Consider the following 12867-nt stretch of genomic DNA (forward strand, 5'->3'; position numbering starts at 1 on the left):
GCGGCGTACGCATCCCTCGTTCGCGACGGCTTCACCAGCCATCTCCTCGCGTAGCGATCAGCCGGGCGGGCAACTGCCGGGTCGTCGGCCACCCGCTCGCCGTGGATGGCTGGTCGGCATCGGTGATGGGGTTCGAGGACTCCTTGACGTCCTCCCCTCCCTGATGCAAAGGGGATTCCTGGCTCAGGCCGCCTCCGGGAGCAGCGCCCCCGGAGGTCTTACGCCCTCGGCACCAGCCGGGTTGAGACCTGCCCGGATGAGTATCACGCGGGCGGAGTTCTTGTCCCTGGGGGACACGACTCCGCATGCGCTGCAGGTGTAGGTGCGCTCGGACAGCGGAAGTGCGTGCTTGGTTCTCGCTCCGCACGACGCGCAGTCCATGGTGGTGTGCGCAGGGTGCACGAGCCGGATGTCCCGCCCGTGCTTGCGGCCCATGAAGAGAGGCGCATCACGCTCCGCCTACCCGCCGACCTCCACGAGTGGCTGGCAGCTCAGGCCAAGTCCGCCCGAAGGTCCCTCAACTCCGAGATCGTCTATCGCCTGGAGACCGAGCGCACCGCTGCCGAAGCGGACAACAAATCGCGCTGACGCCGTTTCGACTTGCCCGCCCCGCCGCCGAAGTGCGGATCCCCTCGGTCCGAAGTCGGGGCGTCCTCGGAGGAACCCAGTACCCGGTCACGGCCACAGCATCTGCTTCGTCCAGCCCGGCGGCTTGGACTCGTAGACCATACGGGTATGGCGCCGCGAGCTGTCGCCCTGCCAGAACTCCACGGTCCGCGGCCGTACCGCGTACAGCGTCCAGCCCGGGGCCACCAGCTCCGGATCCGCCTCGATCCGGGCCAGGGATCCGGCGACCGCCGCGTCCCGTTCCGCCGGGTCCGCGAGCGGGCGGGACTGGCGGGCGAGGAGGGCCTCGGCGCGGGCGCCGGCGCCGCGGGCGCGGAAGTCCGCGGCGCTCAGCTCCGGGTCCGCGGTCGCGACCGGGCCCCGGATCCGTACCTGGCGGGCCAGCGGGGACCAGTAGAACGTCAGCGCCGCGTACGGCCGCCCCGCCAGCTCCCGGCCCTTCGGGCTGCCCGCGTCCGAGGCGAACTGCCAGCCGTCCGGGCCGACGTCCTTGAGGATCAGCACCCGCGCCGACGGGTCGCCGGCCGCGTCCGCCGTCGACAGGGTCATCGCGTGCGGCTCGCGCACCCCCGCCCGTACGGCGTCCAGCAGCCAGCTCGTGAAGAGCGCGACCGGCTCGTCCGGTGTCTCCCGCGGGTCGAACGACGGCAGGTCGCCCTCGAAGACCTCGATCCCGCGCAGCAGCCGCCTCAGGTCGGTCATGCCCGCCCCCTTCGTGCCGGTGGCCCGGCCGGAGGGATCCGGCCGGGCCACACGGTCAGTCGTGTCAGTCGTGTCGCCGTGTCAGTCGCCGCCCTGGAGGATGGCGACCAGGCGCAGCATCTCCAGGTAGATCCAGACCAGGGTCAGGGTCAGGCCGAAGGCGGCGAGCCACGCCTCGTTCTTCGGGGCGCCGTAGGCGATGCCGTCCTCGACCTGCTTGAAGTCCAGGGCCAGGAAGCACGCGCCGAGCACCACGCCGATGATGCCGAACAGGATGCCGAGGCCGCCGCTGCGCAGGCCCATGCCGTCGCCGCCGCCGATGAGCGAGGCGAACAGGTTGACCGCCATCAGCAGCACGAAGCCGATGGCCGCGCCGACGACGAACCGCTGGAACCGGGCCGTGACCCGGATGATCCGCAGCTTGTACGCGACGAGCACACCGAAGAACACCGCCATCGTGCCGAGCACGGCCTGCATGACCGCGCCGTCGACGTAGGTGTTGAAGTACTCGCTGATGATGCCGAGGAAGACGCCCTCAAGGACCGCGTACGACAGGATCAGTGCGGGGATGGGCCGGCGCTTGAACGCCTGGACCATCGCGAGCACGAAGGCGCCGAGCGCGGCCATCAGGCCGATGCCGAGCGACTTCTCGCCGTCGAAGGTGATCCAGGAGGCGACGGCCGCGAGGATCACCAGGCCGAGCGTCATGCCCGTGCGGGACACGACGTCGTCCATGGTCATCCGGCCGCCGGCGGGCGCCGCGTACGGCGCCCACTCGCCCTGCTGCTGGTCTGCGGGCGCGTAGGGGTTCCGCGGGGCACCACCCGGCTGCTGCGCATACGGGTTGGTGCCGGGCTGGGCGTACGGGTTGTTGCCCTGGGCGACAGTGGGGCCCCCGGCCTGCGACGGCGCGTTGAAGCCTGCCGAACCGCCCTCGCGGCTGAACCCCCGTCGCGTGAAGACCGGGTTGCTGCTCCTCATCTCACTCCTCCGTGGCCACACTGCGCGGCCTTGGGACAAGAGTAATGGGTAGGCAAAGACATCGCGCCAGTACCTCAGGAGGATCTTTCACAAGGCTTTTCCCAGACTTTCCCCCTTCCCGGTAAGCAAGCGCTCAGAAATTGAGGTCCGCGTCACAGCACGAGAACCGTGACCCCCTCGCTACGTACGGGTAACTTCAGCCCAGGACCCTGCCCCTCCGCGTCCCCTGGGAGCCGTGATGCCCGAAGCCGTGATCGTCTCTGCCGCCCGCTCCCCGATCGGCCGGGCCGGGAAGGGCTCGCTGAAGGACGTCCGCCCCGACGACCTGACCGCGGGGATCGTCCGGGCCGCCCTCGACAAGGTGCCGGGGCTCGACCCCGAGGACATCGACGACCTCATGCTCGGCTGCGGCCTGCCCGGCGGGGAGCAGGGGCACAACCTGGGCCGGGTGGTCGCCGTGCAGCTCGGCATGGACCACCTCCCCGGCTGCACCATCACCCGCTACTGCTCCTCCTCGCTGCAGACCACGCGGATGGCGTTCCATGCCATCAAGGCGGGCGAGGGCGACGTGTTCGTCTCGGCGGGCGTGGAGACGGTCTCGCGGTTCGTCAACGGTTCCTCCGACGGCATGCCCGGCACCCACAACCCCCTCTTCGCCGAGGCCGAGGCCCGTACCGCCGAACGCCAGGAGAAGGGCGCGGCTTTCGAGGGAGGAGGCTGGCACGACCCGCGCGCGGACGGCCTCGTGCCGGACGTGTACATCGCCATGGGGCAGACCGCGGAGAACCTGGCCCGGGCCAAGGGCGTCACGCGGCAGGACATGGACGAGTTCGGCGTGCGGTCGCAGAACCTCGCGGAGAAGGCCATCGCCGCGGGCTTCTGGGAGCGGGAGATCACGCCGGTCACCACCCCCGACGGCACGGTGGTGAGCAAGGACGACGGCCCGCGGCCCGGTGTGACGATGGAAGGGGTCGCGGGGCTGAAGCCGGTGTTCCGCCCCGACGGGCTGGTCACCGCAGGCAACTGCTGCCCGCTCAACGACGGCGCCGCGGCCCTCGTCGTGATGTCCGACACCAAGGCGCGTGAGCTGGGTCTCACCCCGCTGGCGCGGATCGTCTCGACCGGTCTTTCGGCGCTGTCGCCGGAGATCATGGGCCTGGGCCCGGTGGAGGCGAGCAAGCAGGCGCTCGCACGGGCCGGGATGGCGATCGGCGACATCGACCTGGTGGAGATCAACGAGGCGTTCGCCGCGCAGGTCATCCCCTCGTACCGGGATCTGGGCATCGACCTGGACCGGCTGAACGTCAACGGCGGCGCCATCGCCGTGGGCCACCCCTTCGGCATGACGGGGGCGCGGATCACGACGACGCTCATCAACTCCCTGCAGTGGCACGACAAGCAGTTCGGCCTGGAGACGATGTGCGTGGGAGGCGGGCAGGGAATGGCGATGGTGCTGGAGCGGCTGAGCTGAGCTGCAGCGGAGGGTGGGGGCCGCCCCGAGGAACGAGGGGCGGGACCCGCCCGGAGCGGAAGCGAAGCTCAGCGCGACCCGAGACACCGCGCGGCTGAGTGAGTACGGAGCCGGGCGTGGGGGGCGTACGGGGCGTGTGCGCGCCCCGTCATGCGGCGGTGGGACCAAAGGCCCGTCCTATTCATGCCATTTTCCGCTAGGGGTGGGGTTCTGCGCTCCGGCAGGCTGAGGTAGAACATGGGGGTCCTACAGCAATCGGGAGTCCGACAGTGAGCGCCACCAACTTCGCCGTCCTGCTGGCCGCCACCCCCGCCGCGCTGCTCGGCGCCGCCGTGCTGCGCGCGGTGAGCGGCCTGCGGCGCGAAGTCGTCACGCTCCGTGCCGAGCTGACCGCGCAGGCCGCGACGCAGGGCGCCGGGGAGCGGGCACAGGCCGTCCCGAAGGCGGCGGCGGAGGAAACCGAGGCGGAGACCTCGGACGAGGCGGCCGTGCCGGGTGCGCGGCCCGTACCGGCGGCGGAGATACGTATCGCCGTCGCCCAGGCGCTCGCCGACGAGCGGGAGCGCGAGCTGGCCGAGGCCCGGGCGTTCTGGGCCGAGCAGGAGGCCCGCGACAGCATCGACGCGACCCCCTTCCCGGGCGACCCCGTCGACTTCGGCGGCGAGGTGTTCATACCGCGCCAGGCCGACTTCGCCGGCTTCGAGCCGCTGCTCGACCCGATGGACCGGCTGGACCGCATGGACCGGCTGGACCGGCTGGACCGGCTGGACCGGCTGGACCGGCTGGAGCGCACCGAACCCGCCGAGCCGGACGATGTCGCCGCCGCCGCCGACGCACCGCCCGCCGAGGGCGAGTCCGCCGAACTGGCCGCCGCCCGCCGCCGCCACCCCTCGCACCCCGACTTCCGCCCCCAGCCCGCCGTCGCCGACCACGAGCGCACCGTGAACCGGCTGGAGGACCTGGCCGCGGGCCGTACGCCGCTGACCGACGTACGGCTCGGCCCGCTCGGCACCCTCGACGTCTACGTCTTCGCCGACGGCACCACGCTCTGCCTCTCCCCCGGCCACCGCGACACCGCGGAGCGCCTCGCCGAGGCGCTCGACGGGGGCACGGAGCCGGTGCTGCTGGGCGGTTCGGCGATCAGCGGGGCGTTCGCGCTGACCTTCGACTGCGCGGGCGAGAGCGTCTACATCCTCGCGGACCGCGTCATCGCCTCCCTCTGAGCCACAGCGGCCGGGCCCCGTACGGACGGGCCCCGCGCAAGCCCGTACAAGCCCGTCAGAGCGCCCCGTTCACAGCCGTACGTCCCTGACCACCGCCAGCGCCTCCGCGAGCCCCTCGGCGTCCCCCGCCGCCCGCAGCGCCTCCGCCAGGTCCCGGCCCGCGACGGCCACCTGGTCCCCCACCGCGAACTCCCCCGCCGCCGGCATCTCGTACGGCATCCGCTCCGGCGCCTCCAGCCGCTGCGCCCGCGCGGACAGCTCGCGCGCCAGCGCGAGCCCGGCGGCGGCCGCCCCCGCGCGCAGCCGGCTCTGCGGCAGCGACCGCAGCCGGTCGGCGATCCGGTCGACCGCGGTCACGAAGTCGAGGACGTCGAGCACGAGCCGAGCCTAACCCGCCGGTAGCCCCCGGGCGGTTCGAGCCGTCCCGTTCCAGACGGTTGTCAATCGGCGCGCCCTCAGGCACGGTGCTGAGAAGGACTGCATACCGGAGGCGCCGATGTCCCAAGTCTTCTCCGCAGAAACCCACCGGAACCTGCTCTCCCGCATCCCCCACTGCACCGGCCGTGAAGTCTCCGACTGGTTGCAGACCGTCGAAGACGGTCCCTGTCTCCTCCGCTTCGAGGAGAAAGTGAGCTGGCTCCGTGGTGAGCACAACCTGGCGTACGGCCACGCCAAAGCGATCATCCACGAGTACGACCTGAGGCGGGCCGCGCGCAAACTGCTCTAGGAGGGGACACAGCACCCCCAGCGCACCACGAGAGCACACCACCGCACGGCGAAGGGCCCGCGGGAGGGCGATCCCTCCGCGCGGGCCCTTCCGACGGACACGGCCGCCGTCTCCCCGTTCCCCCGTGGGCTCCTACTCGCTCTTGATGGCCGCGAGCATGTTGAGCCGCGACGCCCTGCGGGCCGGCCACAGCGCCGCCAGCATGCCGACCAGCGCCGCGCCGAGGATGAAGTAGCCCATCCGCTCCCACGGCAGCACCAGCGAGTACGTGTCGATCGAGCTGGCGATCAACTCACCGGCGGCCCAGCCGAGGAAGACCCCGAGCCCGATGCCGAGCACCCCGCCGAAGAGCGAGATGACCAGCGACTCCAGCCGGACCATCCGCTTCACCGCGCGCCGGTCGAGGCCGATGGCGCGCAGCATGCCGATCTCCTGCGAGCGCTCGAAGACCGACATGGCCAGCGTGTTGATGACGCCGAGGACCGCGACCAGGACGGCCATGCCGAGCATCGCGTAGAGCACGTTCAGCATCATGCTGATGAGCCCGGCGACCATGTCGGAGACGTCCTCCTCGTCCATCACCGCGATGGCCGGGTTGTCGCCGAGGGCCGCCTCCAGCTTGTCCTTCACGGCGTCGCTCTCGCCGCCCGCGGTCTTCACCCAGACCTCGAAGTCGGTGATCCGGTCGAGGTGCGGATTGACGACCGAGGTGTCGAGCATGATGCCGCTGAGCATCTCGTTGCCCTTGTAGAGGCCGGAGACGGCCAGCTCGCCCTTCGCCCCGTCCTGGTACGTGACCTGGACGGTGTCGCCCATCTTCCAGCCCTCGTCCTCGGCGGTGTCGGTGTCGACGATCGCCTTGGCGGGGCCGCCGCCGGCCGGGACGCCCTCGGCGAGGCCGGCGAACGAGCCCTGCTCGAAGTCCAGCTCGACGAGCTTGCCGACGGTCTTGCCGTTGACGCCGGTGAGGTCCTCGTCGTCGCCGCCGATGTCGACGGGCACCGTGCGCAGCGGGGAGGCGGCGGTGACCTCGTCGAGGCCGGCGAGCTTCTCCCCGACCTCCGGGTTCAGCGGGGTGAAGTTCGTCATGGAGACCGAGTAGTCGGCCTTCATGGCGTCGGTGGCCATCTTGTCGATGGCGTTCGCGACGCCGCCCGCGATCACCGTCAGGCTGGTGATGAGGGTGAGCCCGATCATCAGCGCGGAGGCGGTGGCGGCGGTGCGCCGCGGGTTGCGTACGGCGTTCTGCCGGGCGAGCTTGCCGGAGACCCCGAACACCCGCAGCAGCGGGGCGCCGAGCGCGATCACCGGGCGGGACAGCAGCGGCGTCAGCACGAAGATGCCGATCAGCAGCACCGCGGCGCCGATGCCCATGAGCGCCTTGCCGTCGCTTGCGGTGGTGCCCGCGACGACCATGACGGCGCCGATGCCCCCGATGAGCGCGCCGATGATGTTGCGTACGACGAGGCTGCGGGTGGACGCCTGGGCGTGCAGGCTGCTCATCGCCGCGACCGGCGGAATCTTCGCGGCCCGGCGGGCGGGCAGCCAGGCGGCGAGCACGGTGACGACGATGCCGACGACGAGCGAGATCACGACCGTCGTGGGCGAGACGATCAGCGGCCCGTCCGGCACGGTGCTGCCGGTGGAACTCATCAGCGAGCGCAGCCCGGCGCCGATGCCGACCCCCGCGGCGAGGCCCGTCAGGGCCGCGGCCGTGCCGACGGCGGTGGCCTCGAAGAGCACGGAGCGGGTCACCTGGCGGCGGCTGGCGCCGACGGCCCGTAGCAGCGCCAGCTCCTTGGTGCGCTGGGCGACGAGCATGGTGAAGGTGTTGGCGATCAGGAAGATGCCGACGAAGAGCGCGATGCCGGCGAAGGCGAGCATGGCGGTACGCAGCCCGTCCATGCCCTGCTCGATCTGCCGGGCCTGGTCGTCGGCGAGCTTGGTGCCGGTGAGCGCCTCGGCTTCTGCGGGCAGGATCTCCTGCGCCTCGGCCCGCAGTTGCCTCTCGGAGGTGCCGGGGGCGGCGGCGAGGTCGATCTCGGTGTACTCGCCGGGCTTGGTGAAGAGGTCCTGCGCGGTCTTGGTGTCGAAGAGCACGAGGCTGCCGCCGGCGGCGACGTTGCCGTCGTCGGTGGTGAAGACGCCGGTGATCGTCGGTTCGAGTACGGGGCCGTCGACGGACATCCGCGGGGTGTCGCCGACCTCGTAGCCGGTGCGCTCGGCGGTCTTGGCGTCGATGGCGATCTCGTTCGCGTTCTCGGGCCCGCGGCCGTCGCGCATCGGGTAGCGGGGGTCTTCGCCCCTGCCGCCGTCGCCGGGGTAGTAGTTGGCGCCGCTGGTGGACCAGCCGTCGCCGACGAGGTCGCCGTCCTTGTCGGCGAGCGCGGCGAACCCGGCGACGTTACCGGTGGCGGACTTCACGCCGGGCAGGGCCACGGCCTCGTCCAGCAGGTCCTGGGTGAGCGGGGGCGGCTCGCCTGGGCGGCCCTCGTCGGCGTCGTCGTCGGGCTGGAGGCGTACGTCGACGTGGTCGAAACCCTGCTCCGAGCTCTTGGTGTAGGCGTCGGAGATGGTGGAGGTGAAGACCAGGGTGCCGGAGACGAAGGCCACGCCGAGCATCACGGCGAGCACGGTCATCAGCAACCGGGCCTTGTGCGCGAACACGTTGCGCAAGGCGGTGCGAAGCATATGGGGTCCTGTGGTGGAAAGCCGGTAGCGGGCGGCCTGCTGGTCAGCGAGCGGGGCTCAGCTCACCCGGCCCTTGGCGTCGAAGCCTGGGGGGGTCTGGGGGGCCGCGCCCCCCGGAAGGTGGCGCATCTTGTCCAGTACCTGCTCGGAGGTGGGGTCGCGCAGTTCGTCGACGATGCGGCCGTCGGCGAGGAACACCACGCGGTCCGCGTACCCGGCGGCGACCGGGTCGTGCGTGACCATGACGACCGTCTGGCCCAGCTCGCGCACGGAGTTGCGCAGGAAGCCGAGCACCTCGGCGCCGGAGCGGGAGTCGAGGTTGCCGGTGGGCTCGTCGGCGAAGATGATCTCGGGCCGGGCGGCCAGCGCCCGGGCCACGGCGACGCGCTGCTGCTGGCCGCCGGAGAGCTGGCTCGGGCGGTGCTTGAGCCGTCCCGACAGGCCCACGGTCTCCACTACCTGCTGCAGCCACTGCTCGTCGGGCTTGCGGCCGGCGATGTCCATGGGCAGCGTGATGTTCTCCAGGGCATTCAGCGTCGGGAGCAGGTTGAACGCCTGGAAGACGAAGCCGACCTTGTCGCGGCGGAGTTGGGTGAGCTTCTTGTCCTTCAGCCCGTTCAGCTCGGTCTCGCCGATGCGCGAGGAGCCGCCGGAGATGGTGTCGAGGCCGGCCATGCAGTGCATGAGGGTCGACTTGCCGGAGCCTGACGGCCCCATGATCGCGGTGAACTCGCCCTGCATGAACTCGACGGAGACGCGGTCGAGGGCGACGACCTTCGTCTCGCCCTCGCCGTAGACCTTCGTCAGCTCGGTGGCGCCGGCCGCCGCCACGCGGGCGTAGGCGGTACCGGGGCCGGAGGCGCCGGGGATGGTGGTGGTCACGGCGGTGGGCTCCTGTCGGGACGGTGGTGTGCAACCTGTCCCCTCCATCGTGGCTGCGGAATCCGTCGCCCGGATCAGCCCGAGCTCCGGTTCCGGGCGAGACCGAGGAGGTACACGGGCCGGCGGCGGCTCCTCCTCGGGGATGACCCGCACCCTGACGAAGGCATGGAGCAAGGGCCTCCGGAGGGGCAATAAGGGAAGTGGAATTTCATCCGAGGACTTCTTCGACAACTCGGGCCTAATTCAAGCCAACATCAGTCCGTAGACGGCCAGTTCGGCCCATCCGCCCCGCTACTCTGGTTACGCGCCATGCGGTGGTCCGTACGCAGCGTGTGCGGGCCGGGAGTCCTGCCCGGATGGTGGAAAGCAGACACGGCGACCTTAAAAGTCGCTGGCCTTCGGGCCGTGCCGGTTCAAGTCCGGCTCCGGGCACCTCCCGGCAAGAGGTCGTCGACGTATGAAGACGGCTGGTCAGCAACGGTGACCCCGCCCCTCCGGGGCACCGCTGACACCCCCTTCGGCCTCGCCCCGGCAGTCTGGAACCGGCCACAGCGCTGAAACGTTCACCCAGATCCCGCCGGCCGCAGATCGGACCACTGCGGCCCCCTGGCGCCCATCGGCCCGCCTCTCATGCCCTCCTCAGAATCCGCAGGTAGCCTCACGCGCTACGCGGTCGAGGAGCCCCGGCGGGAGGAGCGGAAGTGGCACGCGGGACGGTGACGCTGGCGCGGGCGGCGGTCGTGGTGCGCGCGGGCGCGGCGCCGCTGTGGTGGCTGGGTATCGCCGCCGCGGCGGCGGGTGCCTGGCAGGACGGGCTGACCGGTCAGTGGATAGGACTCTACGCGGGCGCGGCGCTCTTCCTCGTCGTCGCCCCCGCGGTCTACGCGGTCCGCCGCGGGCGCGTCCTGGCGCAGGCGCGAAAGGCCCAACGGGCGGGCCGCGGCGCAGTGTTGCAGGACCGGGCCGTGACCCTACGGACATGGCGGCGGGCGCGCCGGTGGTGGCTCGCGGCGGCGTTCGCCGTCGCGGCGGGCTCGGCGGCGGCGATGCCGATCGCCGGCGGGTTGGTGCTGGCCGGAGCCGGTGCGGGGCTGCGGGCGAAGGCCGCGTGGCTCGGCCGCCGGGAGCGGGAGCAGGAGGCGCTGCTGTGGCTGCCGGTCGGCGCGGTCACCGCCCGCGGCGCCGGAACGGGCGGTTCGGGCGCCGCGTACCTCCGTACGGGCATCGCCGCCGGCGACGCCCCGCCGGGCGGGGGCGTACGCCGGGGCTCACCCGCCACCGTCTGACGACGGCGGGCCCGGAGCGCGGGGGTGCACGGGTGCGCGCGTGGGCGGGGTGCGCGGGTGCGCGGCGGCGAGTGGCATTCGCGTACCGGAAAATCCCGTCTATTGCCACCGGCACCCATCGCGCGCTTGGAATTTCAGCAGCACACGAATTACCGGCGTTAAGTGAAAAACAACGTTCCGCATTACCCGCGTAGTTGCGGCTGCCCGGCGGCTTATCCGTTTCGTCGCCCAAATCGCCGTGAACGCGTAGAAACAACGTCAGCGGAAGAGGCGCAGCGGGACCGTGCGGGCGAGGAGCGCGTAACCCGCGGGGTTGAGGTGGAGGTGGTCCCCGGCGTCGAGGGCGGGCAGCAGCGCGCGGGGGTGCGCGGGGTCGCGGGTGGCCGCGTCGAAGTCCACGACGGCGTCGAAGCGCCCGCTGCCGCGGATCCAGTCGTTCACCCGCTGCCGGGTCGCCTCGCGCAGCCCCGCCGGGTCGTCGTACGGCGTGCTGCCGCCGAACGGCGTGAGCGTGGCGCCGTAGACGCGGATGCCCTGCGCGTGCGCGCGCGTGACGATCTGGTCGTACGCGGCCACCAGTTCGTCCCCGGTCTCACGCTGCGCGGCCTCGGTGGCCGGCGCGGTGCCGATGTCGTTGATGCCCTCGAAGACCAGCAGCCAGCGCGCCCCGCTCACCGCGAGCACGTCGCGGTCGAGCCGGGCGAGGGCGTTGGGGCCGAGGCCGTCGTCGAGGACGCGGTTGCCGCCCGCGGCCTGGTTGACGACGGCGACGGGCGGGGCACCGGGCCCGCGCAGCCGGTCGTTGAGGAGGTCGGGCCAGCGGTCGTTGCCGTTGGTGGTGGAGCCGCGGCCGTCGCTGAGGGAGTCGCCGAGGACGACGGCGGCGCGGGTGCGGGCGGGGGCCTGGGCCTCGACGCCGCTGAGGAAGTACCAGTGGTCGGTGGCCGTCGCGCCGGGCAGCGAGGCGGCGCCGGTGTGGTCGCCGGCCAGCAGGTACGAGGTGGTGCGCGAGCCCGGGTGCGAGGTGACGTCGGTGGACGCCTGGCCGTCGGCGAGGTACAGGGTCACGGTCAGGTTGGCGCCGGGGGGAGCGTCGAGGCGTACGGGGTCGGAGACGACCTGCGCGCCGACGGGGACCGTCGCGCCCGTCCGGCCGCCGAACGTCAGCGGGCGCGAGCTGCCCGGCACGATGCCGTCGACGCCGGCCCGGCCGCCGGCGGGGAGGGCGACGGCGGCGCGGGTGATCGGCAGCTCGGCGCCGCCGAAGGAGTTGGAGAAGCGGAACCGGAGCCGCTCGCCGGGGACGGCGAGGCGCACGGTCTGGCGCAGGGTGGCGTCGCGCAGCACGCCGTCGGCCTGGGTGAACGGCGGGGGCGGCATGTTCGCCGGCTCGGTGAGCTGCGGCATCGAGGTCCAGGCGGCGACCCACTGCGCGGGCCCGCCGGGAGCCGCGGCCGTCGCGGGCGCCGCCGCGGGGGTGGCGGCGGCGGGTGCGGGGCCGCGTAGCGCGTTCGCCGCCACCGCGACGGCCGCGACGAGGGCCATGACGAGCGCGGCGGCGAGGTACGGATACACGGCGGAGCGGCGGTCACGGGGGCGTGGGTACGCGGGCTCGGGCATCTGCGGCTCCCGGGGCGAGGCGGCGAAATATTTCGAGATCCGTGCCGAAAATTTCTGACCGTACGCTACGGTCCGCCGCCACCCCGGTCAACGCCGCCACCCGCGCAGGTTCAGGCCAAAGCGACGCCCGCGGCAGATACCGCGACCGGTACAGCCGCAACTGCTCCACCCGCCGCTACCCCTGCGGGTACGCGGCCACATCGCCGCCGGGACCGCGTCAGTCCCAGTCGGACTTGTCCCTCTCCGCCCGGCGGCGGCGGAAGAGGCCCGTGGCGTGCACCGCGTTCACGCCGACGATGCCGCCCCACGTCACCAGCAGCCCGGCCAGCCCCTCGTTGACCACGCCGATCGCCGACAGCGGAATCGCCAGCACCATCGACACGGCGGCGAAGCCGAACCGCTCGCCGAACGTGCCCTCCGTCGAGCTCGCGCCCGGCTGCGTGCCCCGCGCGACCTGCATCTGCTGCTCGGCGAGCTGGCGGCGGAGCCGGGTGTCGAACGTCCCGTCCATCCGCTGCTGCACCTTCTCGAGGAAGCCCTCGATCAGCTCTTCCTCGTACTCGGGGCCGAGGTCCCTGCGGGTCTGCAGGGTGGCATCGAGTTCACTCTTGATCTCCGGGTCCCGCGCACTCATACCCCGTACGGTACGAGTCCGCG

At 72.2% G+C, this 12867-nt stretch carries 12 protein-coding genes, 1 tRNA gene and 1 pseudogene; 6 read left to right on the forward strand and 8 right to left on the reverse strand.

Annotation, left to right across the window (positions count from 1 at the left end; translation table 11 throughout):
- Positions 1-183: 183 nt before the first annotated feature.
- Positions 184-441 (reverse strand): annotated as a pseudogene (locus OG946_RS12835) (zinc ribbon domain-containing protein); the annotation flags it as partial.
- Here OG946_RS12835 and OG946_RS12840 point away from each other — a divergent pair.
- Entirely contained in the window at positions 397-588 is a 192-nt protein-coding gene (locus OG946_RS12840; protein WP_326796243.1) for an Arc family DNA-binding protein, read from the forward strand. The pseudogene OG946_RS12835 and the gene OG946_RS12840 overlap by 45 nt on opposite strands.
- A gap of 87 nt (positions 589-675) precedes the next feature.
- Here OG946_RS12840 and OG946_RS12845 read toward each other — a convergent pair whose 3' ends face one another.
- On the reverse strand, positions 676-1329 hold the full coding sequence (locus OG946_RS12845; RefSeq protein WP_326796244.1) for a pyridoxine/pyridoxamine 5'-phosphate oxidase: 654 nt from the start codon (positions 1327-1329) through the stop codon (positions 676-678).
- Positions 1330-1410: 81 nt separating this feature from the next.
- Positions 1411-2310: a Bax inhibitor-1/YccA family protein gene (locus OG946_RS12850; RefSeq protein ID WP_326796245.1), complete on the reverse strand. Its 900-nt coding sequence runs from the start codon at positions 2308-2310 to the stop codon at positions 1411-1413.
- A gap of 238 nt (positions 2311-2548) precedes the next feature.
- Here OG946_RS12850 and OG946_RS12855 point away from each other — a divergent pair, with 238 nt between their 5' ends.
- Both OG946_RS12855 and OG946_RS12860 read left to right on the forward strand, forming a co-directional pair.
- Positions 2549-3781 carry an acetyl-CoA C-acetyltransferase gene (locus OG946_RS12855; RefSeq protein WP_326796246.1) on the forward strand — a complete coding sequence of 411 codons (1233 nt, stop codon included), beginning with the start codon at positions 2549-2551 and terminating at the stop codon, positions 3779-3781.
- Positions 3782-4050: 269 nt separating this feature from the next.
- A complete protein-coding gene (locus tag OG946_RS12860; protein ID WP_326796247.1) occupies positions 4051-5004 on the forward strand; it encodes a hypothetical protein in 954 nt (317 codons plus the stop codon).
- Between the two features lie 69 nt (positions 5005-5073).
- Here the strand turns inward: OG946_RS12860 and OG946_RS12865 are convergent, their stop codons facing one another.
- Entirely contained in the window at positions 5074-5382 is a 309-nt protein-coding gene (locus tag OG946_RS12865) for a hypothetical protein (RefSeq protein ID WP_326796248.1), read from the reverse strand.
- A gap of 118 nt (positions 5383-5500) precedes the next feature.
- Here OG946_RS12865 and OG946_RS12870 point away from each other — a divergent pair, with 118 nt between their 5' ends.
- Positions 5501-5731, forward strand: a complete 231-nt coding sequence (locus OG946_RS12870; RefSeq protein WP_047016108.1) for a DUF4287 domain-containing protein — start codon at positions 5501-5503, stop codon at positions 5729-5731.
- A 132-nt stretch (positions 5732-5863) separates the two neighbouring features.
- Here OG946_RS12870 and OG946_RS12875 read toward each other — a convergent pair whose 3' ends face one another.
- Both OG946_RS12875 and OG946_RS12880 read right to left on the reverse strand, forming a co-directional pair.
- Positions 5864-8422: an ABC transporter permease gene (locus OG946_RS12875; RefSeq protein ID WP_326796249.1), complete on the reverse strand. Its 2559-nt coding sequence runs from the start codon at positions 8420-8422 to the stop codon at positions 5864-5866.
- A 57-nt stretch (positions 8423-8479) separates the two neighbouring features.
- Entirely contained in the window at positions 8480-9304 is an 825-nt protein-coding gene (locus OG946_RS12880; protein WP_326796250.1) for an ABC transporter ATP-binding protein, read from the reverse strand.
- Between the two features lie 350 nt (positions 9305-9654).
- On the opposite strand from OG946_RS12880, the gene OG946_RS12885 reads away from it, so the two are divergent.
- A tRNA-Leu gene (locus tag OG946_RS12885) sits at positions 9655-9736 on the forward strand.
- A gap of 269 nt (positions 9737-10005) precedes the next feature.
- Complete coding sequence (locus tag OG946_RS12890) at positions 10006-10590, forward strand: hypothetical protein (RefSeq protein WP_326796251.1); 585 nt, start codon at positions 10006-10008, stop codon at positions 10588-10590.
- A 258-nt stretch (positions 10591-10848) separates the two neighbouring features.
- Here the strand turns inward: OG946_RS12890 and OG946_RS12895 are convergent, their stop codons facing one another.
- Positions 10849-12210, reverse strand: a complete 1362-nt coding sequence (locus tag OG946_RS12895) for an SGNH/GDSL hydrolase family protein (RefSeq protein ID WP_326796252.1) — start codon at positions 12208-12210, stop codon at positions 10849-10851.
- Between the two features lie 217 nt (positions 12211-12427).
- Positions 12428-12844 (reverse strand): hypothetical protein, encoded by a 417-nt coding sequence (locus OG946_RS12900; RefSeq protein ID WP_326796253.1) that lies wholly within the window; start codon positions 12842-12844, stop codon positions 12428-12430.
- Positions 12845-12867 lie beyond the last annotated feature (23 nt).

It is taken from the genome of Streptomyces sp. NBC_01808, assembly GCF_035917395.1.
Classification (GTDB): domain Bacteria; phylum Actinomycetota; class Actinomycetes; order Streptomycetales; family Streptomycetaceae; genus Streptomyces.

Excerpts from the sequence above, each read along its gene's own strand:
- OG946_RS12845 (WP_326796244.1), bottom strand. The coding sequence starts at position 1,329 with ATGACCGACCTGAGGCGGCTGCTGCGCGGGATCGAGGTCTTCGAGGGC.
- OG946_RS12850 (WP_326796245.1), bottom strand. The coding sequence starts at position 2,310 with ATGAGGAGCAGCAACCCGGTCTTCACGCGACGGGGGTTCAGCCGCGAG.
- OG946_RS12855 (WP_326796246.1), top strand. The coding sequence starts at position 2,549 with ATGCCCGAAGCCGTGATCGTCTCTGCCGCCCGCTCCCCGATCGGCCGG.
- OG946_RS12870 (WP_047016108.1), top strand. The coding sequence starts at position 5,501 with ATGTCCCAAGTCTTCTCCGCAGAAACCCACCGGAACCTGCTCTCCCGC.
- OG946_RS12875 (WP_326796249.1), bottom strand. The coding sequence starts at position 8,422 with ATGCTTCGCACCGCCTTGCGCAACGTGTTCGCGCACAAGGCCCGGTTG.
- OG946_RS12895 (WP_326796252.1), bottom strand. The coding sequence starts at position 12,210 with ATGCCCGAGCCCGCGTACCCACGCCCCCGTGACCGCCGCTCCGCCGTG.
- OG946_RS12900 (WP_326796253.1), bottom strand. The coding sequence starts at position 12,844 with ATGAGTGCGCGGGACCCGGAGATCAAGAGTGAACTCGATGCCACCCTG.